Below are 17953 nucleotides of genomic sequence, written 5' to 3'. Positions count from 1 at the left end.
GTGATCAAAAAACTTCTGATCGCCAACCGTGGCGAAATCGCATTGCGAATTATCCGAGCATGTCGTGAAATGGGCATCAGGTCTGTCGCTGTCTACAGCCAGGCGGACGCGGATTCGATGCACGTACGACTCGCCGACGAAGCTTACTGTATCGGTAAACCACGAAGCAACGAAAGCTACCTCAAAATTGATCAAATCATCGCAGCAGCCGAAGTCGCTGGCGTTGATGCGATCCACCCCGGGTACGGTTTTCTCGCCGAAAATGCACACTTCAATGAAGTTTGCCGAGCGAGCGGCTTTGAGTTTATCGGGCCGAGTCCTCAAGCAATGGAAAAGCTGGGTGATAAGAATACCGCTCGCAAAATGGCGATTGCCAACGATGTCCCCGTCGTTCCCGGTAGCGAAGGGCTAGTCGAAAGCAACGAGGACGCGATCGCGGCAGCCGCCAAAGTCGGCTACCCCGTCTTGATCAAAGCGACCGCAGGCGGTGGTGGTAAAGGGATGCGAGTCGCCGAAAGCGAAGAAACGCTAGCGACCGCGTTTAGCCAAGCTCGCACCGAAGCCGAAGCCGCTTTCGGTAACGGCGGTTGCTACATCGAGCGCTACGTCGGATCACCACGACATATCGAAGTCCAAGTTATCGCCGATACGCACGGCAACGTATGCCACCTGTTCGAACGGGATTGCAGCGTCCAACGGCGACACCAAAAACTAATCGAAGAAGCCCCAAGCCCAAGCTTGCCTGAACACCGCCGAGCAGCGATTTGCGAAGCGGCAGTCCGAATGATCCGAGGCGCTGAATACTCCAACGCAGCAACGGTCGAATTCATCGTTGATGCCGAAAACAATTTCTACTTCATCGAAGTCAATGCGCGCATCCAAGTCGAGCATCCGGTCAGTGAAATGATCACCGGAATCGATTTGATCAAAGAACAAATCCGGGTCGCTTCAGGCGAGAAGCTGTCGTTCTCGCAAGACGAAATCGAGTGCCGCGGCGTTTCGATCGAATGCCGCATCAACGCAGAAAACCCTGAGAAGAATTTCCAGCCGAATCCCGGTAAGATTCAAAGCATCTTCATCCCAGGCGGATTGGGGGTCAGATTCGATTCCCATGTCTATGCTGGGTACACCGTGCCAGCCTATTACGATTCGATGATCGGAAAATTGATCGTTCATCGCCCCACGCGTGAAGAAGCAATCGCGACGATGCGACGAGCTCTTCATGAATTACAGGTCGAAGGGATTTCGACCACCGCTGCGTTCCATGACAAAGTGCTTCAGCACCCCGAATTCGTCGATGGCCTTCACGATACAAAATTCGTCGAACGCGAATTTGTAGATTAGGCGAAAAATCCGCCGGTGTCTTGCCAGAGCGGGGACGTGAACCCGCTTGGATGCGACCAAGGCCAAGCTCCCGCTTTTCTTCACATTGTCGTGCGACCCATTGCAGTCAGGGCCCCCCCACATAGGCTGGCCCCATTGTAGGCTGGGAACTGTGCTTCGGCGCCGCGATCCCAGACGGATCCTGTCGCACCAACTAAACGAAGCTCCATGGATCCAGCCGAAACGCCATAATTGCCCCCCCCCCTCTTCTGGTCCTATCGGTTGCTGCGCGGTCGTTTGCCTGGCCGCAACACCGTCAGATCCGAACCGGTAAAATAGAAGCTCCTCACCCTTTGTCCCTAACGCTTCAGGGCTCCCACCATGAAACTCTCACGTCGTCAATTCAATCTCGGCTCAACGGCCTCTTTTGCCTCCGCGATCACATCCTCGTTTCATTCAAATAGTACTTGCTGTGCCCAAAACGCTTCATCAAAAACAACTGGGAAGTCTTCGGTTCCCACTCACAGGGACACGTTTGCGTTGATCAAATCGGCCGGCAAGATTCCCGTCATTTTCGACACTGATATCGGCGGTGACATTGATGATACATGGGCACTTCTTTATCTACTTAAGTGCCCTGAATTGGACCTAAAGCTACTTGCGACCGACGCCAGACTGGGCGACTACCGAACCTCACTAGCCGCCAAGTTTCTAACCGAAGTAGGTCGCCAAGATGTCCCGCTTGCAATTTCCGTAGGCCGTCGCGACGGCAAGGGCAATCAACAGGATTGGGTAGGCGATTATCATTACTCCTCGTACGAGGGACCGATATCCGAAGATGCCGCAGATGCGATTATCCGAACCATCAAAACGTCACCGGTACCGGTAACACTGATTTGCGTTGGAGCCGTACCCAACATTTCCGAAGCACTACGTCGTGATCCGTCGATCTGCAAGAACGCTCGATTCGTCGGAATGCATGGTGCAATCCACGTTGGCTACGGCGGACACTTGCCGGTGGTCCCCGAGGCGAATGTAAGGAATGGCATCGAGCCTTTGCGCGACACGTTTGCGGCCGACTGGGAATGTTCGATCACACCGCTTGATACTTGCGGGATCGTAAACCTTGATGGTGACCGCTACAGGACGATCTACAACAGCCCGGCGCGTGGGATCAAGGAACTAATGGCAAACTACCGCGCCTGGTTGACACGTGTTCGATGGCTAAATGCCAAGCCGAACCCAACGACCAAGAGCACGACCCTGTTTGACCTGGTCGCTGTGACGATGGCGTATTCAGAAGACTTTATGGAAATGGAAACACTGTCGCTATCGATCAACGATACGGGAGTGACCTTGATCAATGAGGTCGACGGTCACGACGTTCGTTGTGCGATGAGGTGGAAAAACCTCGATAAGTACAAAGACCACATCACGGAGCGACTCACGTCCAACCTTTAGCTGAGTCAACGGCAAAGCAATCGCTGCGTGCTTTGCCACACTCTAAAGGGCAAACTCGTTGATGTTGATAAGGTGGCGTGTCTAACGCGCCTTAGCCTTCTACCACGATGCCCATACTACGGGCAGTGCCTTCAATCATGCGGGTGGCGTGATCGATATCGCGGGCGTTCAGATCTGCCATCTTCTTTTGGGCGATTTCTTCGCATTGAGCCCGAGTCACCTTGGCAACCTTGTCCTTATTCGGAACACCGCTTCCCTTAGCGATCCCAGCGGATTGCTTTAGAAGCGAAGCCGCAGGAGGGCTCTTGGTCACAAATTCAAAACTACGATCGTTGTAGATTGTGACAATCACAGGGATCGGAGTCCCGTTGTATTCTTTGGTCCGGTCATTAAACCCCTGGACGAATTGTCCGAGGTTGACGCCGTACTTACCGAGCGAAGTACCAACCGGAGGAGCGGGAGTTGCTTGTCCGCCAGGGACTTGAAATTTTGCGACCCCAGTTACTTGTTTTGCCATCGTTCTATTTCTTCAGTTATACGTTTGATTGAATCGTTGTTTGTCTAAGGATATTGGTACTAAACTCAGCACCGTTTAAAGCGGTTCCACTTGCCAATGATCCAATTCCATCGGAACGCTTCGTCCGAAGATATTGATAATCACGGTCACGCGACCATTGGCTTCGTCGACGGCATCGACATCGCCTTCTTGGTTCTCAAAATTGCCTTCCTTGACTCGCACTCGATCACCGATTTTGAACGGGATTGCGGTCTTGATCGGTGCTTCGTCTTCATCATCGAGTTCTGGCTTGTTAACAAACCGTTCGATGTCAGACGGTTCCATCGGCATCGGTTTTCCTGCCGAGCCAGTGAAGTCACTGATTCCGCCCGTTTCACGGACCAGAAACCATGTATCGTCATTGATAATCATGTTTGCCATGATGTATCCAGGAAGCAACTTCCGCTTGGTGACGCGACGTTTTCCGTCTCGAGTGAACGTAGCAACGTCCTCTGTCGGAACGATAATCTCACCAAAGAACTCGGACATGCCCTCCATTTTGACTCGTTTGCGAAGTGCATCCGCAATCGAATCTTCGCGATTGAAAGCAACCTTCAAGATGTACCAATCCATCTTTGCTTCGACCTCTTCGGCCACATCCACTTTCGGCTTGGCAATTTTTGGCTTGGCCGCAGGCGGCGGCGGAGCCGGCGCAGAGGAATCGTCGTCCTCGTCACTTCCGGCGAGCGGTTCCATTACCACATCGGCGTCCGTTGGAGTTGACTCGTCCGATGGAGTTGACTCGTCCGACACAGGATGCTCCTGCGCGTCTTCGGGCGTGGTGGTTTCGTCTTTAATGGGATCAGCGTCGTTCACGATTTTGCCGGAAAGTTTGGTTGCCGGTATTTGGTTGCCGGTAGAGTGGTAAAACGAGGTTGCTTGGTGAAGGAACCGCCTCGATTTCCACCGAGACTTATACCGCCAATGCGGCTAGCTAGTTACACCAATGAAGTTGAATATGAATTGCCATATCACGTCGAAGGAGAACAATGCGATCGCAAGGAAAAAGATCGTAAAGATCACGACGATCGACGCTCGGATCAATTCATCCTTGCTCGGCCACGTGACCTTGTTCATCTCCGCTTCAACCGCAATCAAAAAGTCCGCGAATTGCGGCCAATTCACTAAACGATAGCCGATCCAACCACCGATTGCGGCTAACGCACCGGCGATTGCCGAAGCGGCGTAGGAGGTCGATGGAAAATAGCCGCGCAGGGTGGCGTATAGGCTCCAGCAACCGAGGGCGACAATCACCCAAATGGCTAAGCAGGTTACTTGCCGAACAATCCGTCCTTGGTTTGGCTTATAAACCGAGGTATGGAACAATTCGCTGGTCAATGGAACGTTTCTCGTCCCGCCAAAGTCTTGTGACACCGTTTGCTCCTAAAAATAATCCCTGGCGTTACCGATTGCTGGCGAATCCTTCGCTAGCTGAAAATCGATGCGTACTAAGAGGACGTGTTTGATAAAAATGATCGCTTGATGACGAAAAGCAGGGGCGGAGGGACTTGAACTCTCAACCGCTGGTTTTGGAAACCAGTGCTCTGCCAATTGAGCTACACCCCTAGGTAATTTTGGGCCGATCTTCCGAAGCATCCGCGATTGATTCTTCAGTGATTCGGCCACCAATCGTGGAATCCTAACGAATTCACGCAAAAATGCCAATGGCCAACGAAGGCAGAAACACCCCGTTGGCCATCAGTTTTTGATTTTCCACAAAAGCGGGTTCTACGAAAGAATCTTCGTTACAACACCACTACCAACCGTACGGCCACCTTCGCGAATCGCGAATCGAACACCGTCGTCCATTGCGATGGGCTTGTGAAGCTCAACTTCGACCTTGACGTTGTCCCCAGGCATGCACATTTCAGCATCAATCAAGTTAGCCGTTCCAGTCACGTCCGTTGTACGGAAGTAGAACTGAGGGCGATAACCGCTAAAGAATGGCGTGTGACGGCCTCCTTCTTCCTTGCTCAAGCAGTAAACTTCTGCTTCGAACTTGGTGTGCGGGGTAATCGAACCTGGCTTGGCCAAGCATTGACCACGTTGAATGTCTTCACGCTTAACACCACGAAGCAGGCAACCGACGTTGTCCCCGGCGCGACCTTCGCCCATTTCCTTGCGGAACATTTCGACGCCCGTGCAGGTGGTCTTCACAGGTGTGTCGCAAAGACCAACGATAGCGACTTCTTCGCCAACCTTGACTACACCACGCTCGATACGTCCGGTAGCAACCGTTCCACGACCTTCGATCGAGAATACGTCTTCGATTGCCATCAAGAATGGCTTGTCGTCTTCGCGTACAGGCTCTGGAATCGCCGAGTCAAGAGCGTCCATCAATTCACTGATGCACTTGCTCTTCTCTGGATCCGCAGGATCGTTGTAGGCAGGAAGCGCCGAACCGCGAACAACAGGAACATCGTCGCCGGGGAAGCCATACTTGCTAAGCAATTCGCGAGCCTCGAGCTCCACCAATTCCAGCAACTCTTCGTCGTCGACCAAGTCACACTTGTTCAAGAAGATCACGATGTAAGGAACGCCAACCTGGCGAGCCAACAGGACGTGCTCTTTGGTTTGAGGCATAGGGCCGTCTGCGGCCGAGACCACCAAAATCGCTCCGTCCATCTGGGCGGCACCGGTGATCATGTTCTTAACAAAGTCAGCGTGGCCCGGGCAATCAATGTGGGCATAGTGACGACTTTCGGTTTCGTACTCAACGTGAGCAACCGCAATCGTTACCGTTTTGGTTGAGTCACGCACGGTACCGCCCTTGGCGATATCAGCGTAACCCTTTGCTTTCGCTAGACCCTTAGCAGCTTGCACTGCAAGGATAGCACCAGTCGTGGTCGTTTTGCCGTGGTCAATGTGGCCAATAGTGCCGACGTTGACGTGGGGCTTTGTCCGTTGGAAAGTTTCCTTAGCCATTGTTCTAAATCACCTACACTCGACCAACACGTAACTGATTCGGGGCGAACATGCCCGTCCTCAGCCTGAATTCCGACGACCGCGTTCACACCCACGGTTGCTCGTCGACTTTTCAGCCGCATGGCCACTCGTTCAACAAAGAAATCGAAACGAAATGGAAAATCTTCGGTGCTCCACCGCGGAGCACGTGTCATACCTACAGTTCATAAGGCATTTTTTTGCCGTCGGTCGCTTTACAACCTAAAGCAGCAAACCCGGCACACCAACAAAACCAACCCAAAAGTGGCCGCGGTGCGACAAAGTTTCCGTAGTTGTTGCGAAAAGTATCGCCGCTTGCAATTGCCGAAACGAAAAAAACAGCGTTTCATTGCCATTTTTTTCCCTCAAACCTCTCTACTGCGTCGCGATCGGCTCTCGACGAAAGCTGCTGATGGGATTTGAACCCATGACCTCATCCTTACCAAGGAGGCGCTCTACCACTGAGCTACAGCAGCAAAGCTAGGCTGTAGGCTGCTGGCTTTTAGGATCGTAGGTAAACCTAGAAACCGAAAAGCCTGCAGTCCAAAAGCCTAACTCAGAAGCGGGTGAAGGGAATCGAACCCTCGTATTCAGCTTGGAAGGCTGCTGCTCTACCATTGAGCTACACCCGCGGGAAAAAGTTGAAGATGCATGGATGAAGATGCGATTGCCTCTCATCCTTCCGCCTTCATCCTTTTCAAAGTGGGGGCTACAGGATTCGAACCTGTGTACGCATAGCGAACGGATTTACAGTCCGTCTCCTTTAACCACTCGGACAAACCCCCGAATTTCTCGTTTTGATCGAGCCTAATCTTGGCTCATCAAACTCGCATTGTCGAACCCCCAATGGAATATGCCAAGTGGGGGCAATCGTTTTCTGTTTTGGTTTTCCTGTTGTTGTTTTGTTTTGTAGGCCTTTTGCTTCTGACAAAAGCCAGCGGAGGGATTCGAACCCACGACCGGCTGATTACAAATCAGCTGCTCTGCCAACTGAGCTACGCTGGCGGTCGACCCAAAAGAGGCTCGCTTGACAGGGCTGTCCGTCAAAGGCCAACTTTGGAAGGGCAAAGTGTAGCGATCCCGGGATATCAGGCAAGACGAAAACGGACGTACGAGCACCAAATCACGGCGATTCGGACGATTTTTTCCATTCTGGCCCCAAGGTTTGCTAGTGAATGCGACAGCCTCAAGCCTAGCGTGGTTCGCATCAACGCTAACCGGCTGGCATTTTGACGCCTTTCACAACGTCACACGAACGTGTTCTGACGCATTTCCTCTGTACGCAAGGCGACTCCCTGTACGCAATGCGACATTATCGCTTCGGAAACGCCGCTGGCTGTCCATACCAGGGTGGATAGGCACCCGCCCGAACGGCCAGCAGCGATGCTTTGCCATGCAAATGCTCAGGTCCATGTGTGTAATCCCACTCCAAACGCTCTTCGTATCGCAATACCCTCAAACGACTCTTTGGCTCACACGCCCACGAAACCAATTGGTTCGGCGAAAAATAATTGATAACCGCTCCCGCTGTTTCGCTTACCGGCGCGTCGCTAAAAACCCCGGGTGGTTGATCGCTCCCAGGATCTTCGGTCGTATGAACTTGCACGTAAAGCACGCCCTTGTCCGTCAATGCCTCGGTCATGCGATCCCACAGAATCTTGGAATCTTCGGGCGAAATGTGATCCAGCACGGTTGTTGCCACAATCGCATCAAACGAATCCGCTGGCATTTCGACATTACGAACATCCACTTCATGCGTCTCAACACGATCACGTACCCCGGCACTGGCCGCTCGCTGAAGGACCCGCTCGAGCCCGCGATTGCTCAGGTCGACCGACAAAACGTGATAACCAGCCAAGGCGAGTGCGATGGAATCGCGACCTGCCCCCGCTCCCAAATCCAATGCCCGACCGCTGCCATCGACTTGATTCAGGTAGCTAATGAGCGCAGCCGACGGCTCCTCGCCATAGGCAATGTCTTCACGGTCGTAAGGTTCAAAAAACGGATCTTTCAACATTTTTGCTCCAACAGGGTTTGCATGAATGATCTTAATCGGAACCGCACTGGCAACTCAGGTAAAACACTGGCAACTCAGGTAAAACAAGTGCGACGACAGTAAATTGCTTTGGGAATTTGCGTTGGAAAGGCTTTCCCTACGGACTCTCGACTGCTTGAACAATTGGTGCTGGACCTTCCTGGCTATGGTCATCGTGGGCATGGCCGGGCAAATTTTCGATTCCGACCGCCAACGCAACCCCAAGAAGCAGGGCAGAGGTCAGCTTCAATCGATCATGGTCATGAAAAGCAACTTCGGGCAACAAGTCCGAAAGCGAAATACAAATGAAGAAGCCCGCTGACACCGCTAACCCCCACCCCAGGAATTCACTTTCTGCTGACATCTGACTGGCACCGAAAAAGAACAATAACGCGCCAATCGGGCAAGCCAACGAGAACGACATATTTACCAAGCTCTGCTGCACTGGCGTCCAACCGCCGGATTTCATCACCGACGTGATCGCAAATGCATCGAGAGGCTTGTGGAGCATTACCGCCAAAAAGGTCCCCAGGCCCGCAAGCCCCAGCCAAGGCTGGTGAGGCGCTTCGGCCGCAATGCTGGCAGCAAGTGCAACTCCGTCCATCAGAGTATGAAGCCCAAGCCCGAACAGCATTCCCAGCCATCCCAAATGCTTCGCCGACTCATGTGAGTGCCCATGATCATGCGAGTGTTTATGGTCGTGCGAATGGTCCTGCTCACACGCTTCCTCCTGGCCCCCATGAGCATGAGCGTGAAAGGCTCGCATTAGCAAAAACATTGCCAAAATTCCTGCCAAAGCGGCGGCCGAAGTGCGGAACGGGGATCCGAGCAGTTCGGATGCATGAGGCAGCATATGCAGCATCGCTATCCCTAGCATCAACCCCGCCACAAAGCTCATTAGCATTTGGGTCCGCAAATGAGTCATTCGCATGATCGCGGGCAACCACCCGCCCGTGACCGAAGCAAGTACGATCAATACGCAGTAAATCGCAAGAAGGGATTCAGTCATGGAACGGCAAAATTATCATAAAAAAGGTGAACGCCGCTTCGAACAAAAAGCGAACCCCAATCCTAGGGAATTGCAATCCGATTGCAAGTATCCAAAACCAAGGAACTGAATGCACTTGCAATAAATGTGCATCTGCGTAGGATGAAAGCAATCCGTTCTCTCATCTACCCCTCCCAAACATGAACGATCGCGCAAATACGATGCTTTCGACCTTTCCGGAGATTCAACAAGCAATCCGCGATGCGGGACTGCGTGCCACTCCTGCGCGGACCGCAGCATTGAGGATATTGCGTGAATCCTCGTCCCCGTTGACTCACGCTGACGTCGCCCAATCGCTATCGAAAATGGGCGTCGACAAAGCGACTGCGTTTCGCAACCTGAATGACTTGACCGATGCGGGACTGCTACGCCGCACTGAACTTGGTGACCATGTTTGGCGGTTCGAAGCGATCGACCCTGATTCGCAAGACGAAACAAACCACCCTCATTTTCTTTGTGTGGATTGTGGTTCGGTAACCTGCTTGGCAGACGTGCAATTAACTGCCAATAGCCGCCGAAAAAGCGATTCGGTTGGCGAGGTGACGGAAATCCTACTTCGCGGACACTGCAACCAGTGTCGCGAATAAACGCGGCTTATCGCCAATGCGTTATCGGCGTCCTAAAGACCAAGCCCGCATTCAGATTTGGCCCCCATTCAGATTTGGCGATCGAGTAATGCGCGATGCACCAGACACTCAGAAGCAAGGCACTCATTGCGAACCGCTTTAGGGTTGTGGCTCGGCATTTTTCTTTTCGAAAAGGTCAAGTTGGCGGAGCATCTGCGGCGAGTGAGGCATCAGCCGAACCGCTTTCAATTGTGTACTCAGAGCGTTTGGGTAATCGCCTACGGCATAGTGGCACCTCGCCAGCGTATCAAGGAGTTCGGGATCATTCGGAATCAGTTCCAGCGACCGTTGGCTGTAACGCAGCGCCCGCTCGTAGTCGCCTTTGGTGTTGCCGACCAACCAGGCGTAACTATTCAAAGCCCCTGCTAACGCCGAATCGCTGCGAATAATGCGGCCCGGGCGATTCATTAACGTTTCGATGTTGTCAATTGTTTGCTGGGCATTTCGCACGCTTTGCTCGAGTTGAGTTTCGACCATCTTCACCCACTCATCATCGTTCGGATCCAAATGGTACATGGCGATCAAGATATCAATGTTGTCGGGATAGAGCCGAAACGCTTTTTGAATGAGTGGCTTCGCTTCGGCAATTTCGCCTGCGTCGACCTTCGCTAAGGCAGCATGCCACTGGATATCGCTTCGCATACTGTCGTAGGTGAATCGACCGGTATTCAGTTCACTTTTGAATTGGTCGTCGTTTTCGAGTCGCTCAAGCAATGGCGACAAGACATCGACAACCTCTTGATGACGCTGCAACTCGGCTAGCATTCTCGCCAGCAATTCACGAGTTCTTGGCGATGGGGGCATGACGATGTCAAGGTTGTCAATGATCAAGCGGTATTCGCTTTCAGCCCAATCAAACAAGCCTCGCGATTGAAGTTCCTGGGCAATTTCACGATGGGCCTGAGCGGTTTCAGCCAACTCATTGGGAGACATCGCTTCGCGTTCTTTTTCGGAGGATGGGAGTGGGCGGATCGCAAGTGACTTATTGGCCAATTGATTCGCCTGGTCATCGCTGCCGCTGGCCCGATGTGCTTCGGCAGCGGAGTAGAGCAGCATCGGCTGCCCCTCAAAAATCGAAGCGTGCCGTTTTTGAAGTTCCAAGACAATGGAATACAATCCGGTCTTGATCGCCCAGCCACATGCTTCGCTTAAATCACGCGTGGTAGGTTGCACGAGGTCTAAGTTTTCGGAGACCAACTGAAAAGCATCGTCGGCTTGATGTTGCAGCCAAGCATAGTTAGCACAAACACGGACCAATTCGAGGACCGAGGCTCCAGATACGGATAGAACCGATCCAGTGTCGACTTGGCGCCGTTGCTCGTTAACCAGTTTTCGCCATCGCGAGGCATCGTAGGAATGGCTGACAAGGTCATCAGCGTAGGCCGCAAGCCAAGCCACAGGTGCACGCCCCCCCTCACCGAGGCCGCGTTGAATTTCTTCGGCGTTCTGGCGTCGCACAGCATCGTCGTCGCTGGTCGCTTGCCGCATCAGCGATAACGCGGCAACACGATTGAGTGCCAATGAGGGTTCGAATCGAGTCAACCGAACAAGCGCCGCCAACCCAGCTCGCTCAGGCAAATCGGCCAGGATCGAAATCCGACTGCGCCGTTCATCTTCACTTTGTGCGCCATACTCATACAAGACTTCGCGAACTTCTTCGATGTCCGTTTCTTTGGACCAACTGACCGATAAACTGCTGACCAAATGACGCGCGGTCATCGCGATTTCGCTGTCATCGTGATACAGAGCCAAATGCAATTCGTCAAATGCTTCGAGCCCCAGCCTCTGAAGCGACTCACGAGCACGCATGCGCGTCGCATAGCTTTCGCTGCCTAGTCGTTCGATAAGCTGAGAAACCCGCGTTTGCTGATCCGAGACTTCTTTAAGGGGCTCGCTATCAGCATTGCTTTCTTCTCCGAATCCGAAGGACGAGGAAATCGCGATCAAAATCGCGCCGACCAGCGGGGCAACCCATGCAGAAAACCAAGATTGTGAGCAATTTGGACGAAAGGACATGGACATGCATTACGGGAACAGCACAGTGAAAATGCTCGATGAAAACGCTCAGCGAACCGTCAAGACACTCGACAATATTCTAAAGGATGATCGGATTCCGTGCAGTCCGAGTCGAGAGCCGATTTGCTTCCAATTCCTCACTTTGGCGTCTCTGCTTCCAAATTGCCACCTTTCGCTCCGCGAAATCACCGCTGTGGACGCTCTTTTGTGGAGTCGGAGACCTGCTAGAGTGAACGAATGAAATCGAAGTTCCGTAAACCTAGTAAAGTCGCTAGGATGCTTGTTTGAATACCGCCTCTGTTTGCCCCAAACTCCCTCAATCCTCGATTCGCGTTCCCGAAATCCCCCCTATGAGCCGAAAAAACACTACTGAATCCAGCTCGGCAACAGATGCGAAGGACGCCAAGGGGCACCGCAGCCCCGCTCAGGTTCGTGCCGAAACCTTCCGCACGGCCGCGCAACGCGAAACGGTCGAGGCGTTTGTCGTCGCCTTTATATTGGCGCTATTGTTCCGTGCCTTTTTGGCCGAAGCATTCGTGATTCCAACGGGTTCGATGGCCCCAACTTTGATGGGCGCCCATAAAGACATGTTCTGTGACCGTTGTGGAGCCCCGTTCCAAGTCGGTGCCAGTTTAGAACGGCGCGGCCCAGTCACCGAAAATGCCGTGGTTGCCGGGATTTGCCCAAACTGTCGCCACATCAACCCGATGGATCTAGCGAATATTGCGGACCACGGCACCTTCAACGGTGACCGGATTTTAGTCAGCAAGTTTGCCTACACGATTTCGGAACCAAAGCGATGGGACGTGATCGTTTTCAAGTTCCCTGGCAACCCAAAACAAAACTACATCAAACGGCTTGTCGGACTGCCCGGCGAAACATTGACGCTCCATCACGGTGATGCCTTTACACGGCCGACCGGATCAAACGATCCAGACAAAATCTTGCACAAGCCCGCCGAAAAAATCTTGTCGATGCGTCACTTGGTGCATGACACCGATTACCAATCGGAGGTGCTAGTCAAATCAAAGTACCCTAGCCGGTGGCAACCTTGGAGCGAAAACGCGACCAGCGTTCCGCAAGATTCGTGGCAAGTCAACCAATCGACCGATTCGATGACAGCAACGCTTGGGAGCGATGCAGCGGATCGCGTGAATTGGCTTCGGTACTATCACCGATGGCCCAATGAACAACAATGGGAACGTGCGGACAAAGGCTTATCACTCGCCGATGTTGATCCCTACTCAAGCCGATTGATTACCGATTTTTATTCGTACGACTCTTACATTCATGTCCCAGCAGACGTCTTGTATGACGAGAAACCGTCGGCGATCCAACGACGTTCGCTGAGTCGTCCTTGGTCGATGCTGACGAGCTACTCACAGGGCGTTTTGTCGAATTCATTTCAATCGGGAGTCGGCCCGGAGCAATTCAAGCAGCGTGCCATGTTTGGAAACCAAGGATTGTCGCGTGACGGCATCCATTGGGTCGGTGACCTGATCTTTGAAGCGGAAGTCGAAACGTCGACTGACAGCAAAGAACTGCTACTGGAGATCGTGGAAGCGGGCATTCGGCATCAATGTCAAATTGATTTAACAAGCGGAACCGCAGCGTTGACGATTTTGGACGACAAACCTTTGCCGTTCGACAGTGAAACCGAACGGCTGAATTTGCACCCCACCGCCCAAACGATCGTCAAAGCGGGTTCACGGGTCTCGGTGCGAATGAGCAACTGTGATGACCAGATATTGCTTTGGGTCAATGACGAGTTAGTCGCATTCGATGCACCGACGACGTTTGACGCTCGAAAATTCCGATCGGACGACGAGGCCTACCCTCGGTACATCGCTGCGGTGCACCCGATGGACGCTTCACCTTTGGGAATTGGTGTGCGAGGCGGCGACAGCACCATCCATCATTTGCGAGTTGATCGCGACAAATATTACATCGCAACCGCTGACAGTAGCGAAGGAATGTCTGACTATGACATGCGCCAAGTTTGGCAAGCTGCTGGTGGTGCGGTTACGGATTTTGACATCCAAGACATGATGGGCCAACCCGAAACGTGGGCTGAGTCACCAGTTTGGAAAGCGAGACGCGAGGTCACGTTTGAATTGGAAGAAGACCAATTTTTCCCGATGGGTGACAATAGCCCGGAGAGTCTCGACGCTCGATGTTGGGCGGGAACGAAGGTCCGCTTTGGCATGCCCGAAGATGCCGACAAGTGGTCGGACGCTTCGTATGTGCCCCGAGATCTGCTTGTCGGAAAGGCGCTGCTGGTGTTTTGGCCTCACTCGTGGAACTCGCCGGTTCCCTTTACCCCAAATTTTCGCCGAATGAAACTGATCCGCTAGTCACGCATGTAAAAATCGGCAAAACAAAAGAGTACGAAGCATGGATGCGATCACCGAAACGCAAACGATCCTACAAGCGATCGATCTACAAAAAACCTACGGGCGCCGGCGTGTTGTCGATGGCGTGAATTTGCACGTCAATGAGGCGGAAATCGTTGGTTTGCTGGGCCCCAATGGAGCTGGCAAATCGACCTGTTTTCGGATGATTTGTGGAATGATCCAACCGGACCGCGGGCGTGTGTACGTGGAAGGACAAGACGTCACTGATTGGCCGATGTTCCGCCGAGCTCGGGATGGTCATATGGGATACTTGCCACAAGAACCGAGCGTATTCAAGAAGTTGACTGTCGAACAAAATATCTCGGCCCTATTGGAACTTCTCGGCATGGGGCGCAAGGAAAGGAAGGTGCGAACCGAGCAATTGCTTGAAGAGTTCAACATTACCCACATTCGCAAGAGCAAGGCCGCGGGGTTGAGTGGCGGTGAACGAAGGCGACTCGAAATTGCTCGTTGCCTCGTTTCTAATCCGCGGATCGTGATGCTCGACGAACCCTTCGCGGGAATCGACCCGATCACCGTTCAATCGATTCAGGGTGTAATCAAGCAACTCCGCGATAGTGGAATCAGTGTCCTCATTACCGATCACGCCGCTCGTGAAATTCTCGGTACAGTGGATCGGTGCTATGTGATCTATCAGGGCCAAGTGCTGATCGATGGCAGTCCCGAGGAAGTGAAAGAACATCCCAAGGTGCGTGAGGAGTACCTCGGCGATTTGGACGGCGCGGCGCAATCATCTTCACAGCGCACCGAAACATCAACTCGAAGCAGCGGAGTCGTTCCGAGACCTCATTTCCATCCGTCTGATGGATCCCGACGAAAATCCGTTCGCCGCGTGACAGATGTCTAATTAGCCAAAGTGCCGTCGTTGCAGTCGACATGCACAATGATTATTGCTTTGCTGCTTTTTCTTCGGCGGCACTGCCCCGAAGGTAACGTGGGATCAATGCAAACGGGTCACTCCATTGGCCAAGGGTCGCCGCGCGAAACCCCAACAAGCCAACTCCGACTGCATCGGCTTGCGACCGACTTGCCATCGTTACCGATGACTTACTAAACGGCTTCGCATCGCCAGCAAACAAAAGCGCCTCACCTTCGCATTGCCCAAGCTGATCATCCCAATGGTCCATGTCGACCATCGCAATGCCATCGGGATGACTGGACCAACTCTGCGACAATTTTTCCAATGGAGTCAACAATTCCATCCGACGGAGTTGGCCGGAAAATATCTGACTGCGGTATGCATCAAGTGCCACCAACACGGCGTCAGGCGTCTCGATGCTACACGGTTGCTCCGCAAAAACCGTTGCCCCCACCGCAGCGACCGAGTCAACCGCCACTAGAGGGGCCTCAATTGCATAGCTGAGCATTTTTGCAGTCGTGATGCCGATTCTCAGCCCTGTGAAGGAGCCTGGACCATCGGCGACGGAAATAAATCCAATTGAATCCGAAAGAGCACGGGCAATCGAAATCGCTCGTTGGAGTGCCGGCCCAATATCTGCTGCAGCACGCCGATTGAGCCCCAAGGTCTCTTGGTGGATGACTTGTTCGGCACTCAATACGGCGATCGAACCGGTACGTCCGGTCGTCTCGATCGCGATTTGAGTGACATTAGCGAGGGGGAAAGTACTCGCGATTGGGTTTAGGTCTGACATGGCTCTGCTTCTTTTAGCTAAAATAAGGAGCGGAGCAAAGCCACCAGACAAAGCTAAGCTGCCTTTTCCCGCTATGAGCTTGAAATAATGGCTTATCTGTTTGCGGTGGGATTGCCGTGAAAAATTGGTTCCCCTTACAATCCGGTTGCACGCATCTTCCATAAACACTTCGACCCACCATTGACACTTTGACCCACGGGACATTTCAGTGAAACGCGCGTTGATTAGCGACATTCACGGAAATTACGACGCGCTCACTGCAGTGCTGGCGGATATTCGTACCGTAAATGTGGATGACATTTACTGCCTCGGCGACATCATTGGCTATGGGCCGAATCCATGCGAATGTCTCGACTCGGTAATGAAGGAAGCCAAACTTACGATTTTAGGCAACCATGACCAAGCGGCTCTGTTCGATCCGGAAGGATTCAACCCGATGGCCCTGCAAGCGATCTATTGGACGCGGGACCAACTTGATAATGGCCCAGGCTCTCCGGACCAAGTGAATGCACGTTGGGACTTCCTAGGTGAATTGCCGCGCCAGATTGACGAAGGCGAATACCGTTTTGTTCATGGTTCACCACGAGATCCGACGAACGAATACGTCTTTCCCGAGTATGTGTTTGACACCCGAAAAATGGAGATTTTGTTCGGCAAGATCGAGCATGTTTGCTTCATGGGGCATACCCATTTGCCGGGCGTCTTTACGACAGAGTGTGAATTCATTTCCCCCGATGAATGTGATCACGTTTACCAACTCTCTCGCGAGAAAGTGATGATCAATGTCGGCAGCGTGGGCCAACCGCGTGATGAGGATCGCCGGTCCTGCTATGCGATTTTAGATACCGAAGCAAAGACGGTGACGTTTCGTCGTGTTGACTATAACATTGATTCGGTTGCCAATAAGATCTATGCGGTCCCTGATTTAGCCGATGCGTTGGGCGACCGACTCAAACATGGGCGATAAAGAAGCCGGATTGCCGCTTGGTGGTCCGAATTCTTTTTGTTTGAGAGCCCGTATTTCCGAACGCCCGTATTTCCGAACGCCCGTATTTCCGAACGCCCAGAGCAAACCGACGTGACGCGAACTGCGATTCTTAGTGACATTCACGGCAACCTTGCCGCCCTCCGGTCGGTGCTAGACGATGTTGCGACTCAAAAGGTCGACCGAGTCGTCTGTCTCGGCGACGTGGTCGGCTACGGCCCACAGCCGTGTGCCTGTTTGGACCAAGCGATGAAATTCGATTTCTGCGTGTTGGGCAATCACGACAGCAGTGCGTTATTCGACCCCGAAGGCTTCAATGTCGCGGCGGAGCAGGCGATTTTTTGGACAAGAACGCAGCTGGAAAGTGGTGCCGATGGGCCCGAAGCGAGTCGCCAGCGAATGGAATACTTGTGCAAATTGCCACGCACTGTCCGTGAAGGAAGTGTTCTGTTTGTCCACGGATCACCGCGCAGTCCCACCAATGAGTATGTCTTCCCAGAAGACACTCAGAACGGCAAGAAAATGGAAAAGCTGTTTTCCATGATTCCCCATTTATGCTTCCAAGGCCACACACATGTGCCGGGGGTGTTCACACCTGAACTAAGATTCATCCGCCCTGTGGATTTAGCAGGCGGCTACGGCGTTTCAAATCCATCATTGAAGTTGATGGTTAATGTTGGCAGTGTCGGCCAACCGCGTGACGGCGACCCACGAAGTTGCTACGTCATTTTTGACCAAGAGATGATCGAGTTCCGGCGGGTCGAATACGACATCGAAGAGACAGTCCGTGAGATTGAAGCAGAACCGGAACTTGACAATTTCCTAGGTTACCGACTCCGCGATGGACGATAGCAGCAGGAACACCTGCAATAGTCTGCTCTGAATAAACAACCA

General features: G+C 52.8%; 15 protein-coding genes and 5 tRNA genes. 7 read left to right on the top strand and 13 right to left on the bottom strand.

Annotated elements, in window-relative coordinates:
- Both accC and CA13_RS16330 read left to right on the top strand, forming a co-directional pair.
- The gene (gene accC, locus CA13_RS16335; protein ID WP_146398357.1) at positions 1–1344 is read left to right on the top strand and encodes an acetyl-CoA carboxylase biotin carboxylase subunit; all 1344 of its coding nucleotides are present in this window, start codon (positions 1–3) and stop codon (positions 1342–1344) included.
- 360 nt (positions 1345–1704) lie between these two features.
- Entirely contained in the window at positions 1705–2784 is a 1080-nt protein-coding gene (locus CA13_RS16330) for a nucleoside hydrolase (protein WP_146398355.1), read from the top strand.
- Between the two features lie 91 nt (positions 2785–2875).
- Here the strand turns inward: CA13_RS16330 and rplK are convergent, their stop codons facing one another.
- From rplK to CA13_RS16275, 11 genes are all read right to left on the bottom strand, one after another.
- Positions 2876–3301, bottom strand: coding sequence for a 50S ribosomal protein L11 (gene rplK / locus CA13_RS16325; protein ID WP_146398353.1), 426 nt, complete (start codon positions 3299–3301; stop codon positions 2876–2878).
- A gap of 75 nt (positions 3302–3376) precedes the next feature.
- Positions 3377–4093: a transcription termination/antitermination protein NusG gene (nusG, locus tag CA13_RS16320; RefSeq protein ID WP_419195118.1), complete on the bottom strand. Its 717-nt coding sequence runs from the start codon at positions 4091–4093 to the stop codon at positions 3377–3379.
- 177 nt (positions 4094–4270) lie between these two features.
- Positions 4271–4714, bottom strand: a complete 444-nt coding sequence (secE, locus tag CA13_RS16315; protein ID WP_146398351.1) for a preprotein translocase subunit SecE — start codon at positions 4712–4714, stop codon at positions 4271–4273.
- Positions 4715–4833: 119 nt separating this feature from the next.
- Positions 4834–4906: transfer RNA gene (locus CA13_RS16310), tRNA-Trp, on the bottom strand.
- Between the two features lie 162 nt (positions 4907–5068).
- On the bottom strand, positions 5069–6265 hold the full coding sequence (gene tuf / locus CA13_RS16305; protein ID WP_146398349.1) for an elongation factor Tu: 1197 nt from the start codon (positions 6263–6265) through the stop codon (positions 5069–5071).
- A 422-nt stretch (positions 6266–6687) separates the two neighbouring features.
- Positions 6688–6759, bottom strand: a tRNA-Thr gene (locus tag CA13_RS16300).
- Between the two features lie 85 nt (positions 6760–6844).
- Positions 6845–6915, bottom strand: a tRNA-Gly gene (locus tag CA13_RS16295).
- 71 nt (positions 6916–6986) lie between these two features.
- Positions 6987–7068, bottom strand: a tRNA-Tyr gene (locus tag CA13_RS16290).
- A 147-nt stretch (positions 7069–7215) separates the two neighbouring features.
- Positions 7216–7288 (bottom strand) — tRNA-Thr (locus CA13_RS16285).
- Positions 7289–7595: 307 nt separating this feature from the next.
- Positions 7596–8300 (bottom strand): class I SAM-dependent methyltransferase, encoded by a 705-nt coding sequence (locus CA13_RS16280; protein WP_146398347.1) that lies wholly within the window; start codon positions 8298–8300, stop codon positions 7596–7598.
- Between the two features lie 136 nt (positions 8301–8436).
- On the bottom strand, positions 8437–9327 hold the full coding sequence (locus CA13_RS16275) for a ZIP family metal transporter (RefSeq protein WP_146398345.1): 891 nt from the start codon (positions 9325–9327) through the stop codon (positions 8437–8439).
- Between the two features lie 179 nt (positions 9328–9506).
- Between CA13_RS16275 and CA13_RS16270 the strand changes: the two genes are divergently transcribed.
- Positions 9507–9953, top strand: a complete 447-nt coding sequence (locus tag CA13_RS16270; protein WP_419194445.1) for a Fur family transcriptional regulator — start codon at positions 9507–9509, stop codon at positions 9951–9953.
- A gap of 138 nt (positions 9954–10091) precedes the next feature.
- Here CA13_RS16270 and CA13_RS16265 read toward each other — a convergent pair whose 3' ends face one another.
- Complete coding sequence (locus tag CA13_RS16265) at positions 10092–12008, bottom strand: tetratricopeptide repeat protein (RefSeq protein WP_146398343.1); 1917 nt, start codon at positions 12006–12008, stop codon at positions 10092–10094.
- A 350-nt stretch (positions 12009–12358) separates the two neighbouring features.
- Here CA13_RS16265 and lepB point away from each other — a divergent pair, with 350 nt between their 5' ends.
- Positions 12359–14362: a signal peptidase I gene (lepB, locus tag CA13_RS16260; protein ID WP_146398341.1), complete on the top strand. Its 2004-nt coding sequence runs from the start codon at positions 12359–12361 to the stop codon at positions 14360–14362.
- Positions 14363–14402: 40 nt separating this feature from the next.
- The gene (lptB, locus tag CA13_RS16255; protein WP_146398339.1) at positions 14403–15269 is read left to right on the top strand and encodes an LPS export ABC transporter ATP-binding protein; all 867 of its coding nucleotides are present in this window, start codon (positions 14403–14405) and stop codon (positions 15267–15269) included.
- A 40-nt stretch (positions 15270–15309) separates the two neighbouring features.
- Here lptB and tsaB read toward each other — a convergent pair whose 3' ends face one another.
- The gene (gene tsaB / locus CA13_RS16250; RefSeq protein WP_419194444.1) at positions 15310–16074 is read right to left on the bottom strand and encodes a tRNA (adenosine(37)-N6)-threonylcarbamoyltransferase complex dimerization subunit type 1 TsaB; all 765 of its coding nucleotides are present in this window, start codon (positions 16072–16074) and stop codon (positions 15310–15312) included.
- Between the two features lie 208 nt (positions 16075–16282).
- Between tsaB and CA13_RS16245 the strand changes: the two genes are divergently transcribed.
- Entirely contained in the window at positions 16283–17041 is a 759-nt protein-coding gene (locus CA13_RS16245; protein WP_146398335.1) for a metallophosphoesterase family protein, read from the top strand.
- Between the two features lie 111 nt (positions 17042–17152).
- Complete coding sequence (locus CA13_RS16240) at positions 17153–17911, top strand: metallophosphoesterase family protein (protein WP_146398333.1); 759 nt, start codon at positions 17153–17155, stop codon at positions 17909–17911.
- Positions 17912–17953: the final 42 nt, after the last annotated feature.

This window comes from Novipirellula herctigrandis, assembly GCA_007859835.1.
GTDB classification, from domain to species: domain Bacteria; phylum Planctomycetota; class Planctomycetia; order Pirellulales; family Pirellulaceae; genus Novipirellula_A; species Novipirellula_A herctigrandis.
This window is presented reverse-complemented; position numbering and strand designations above follow the sequence as displayed.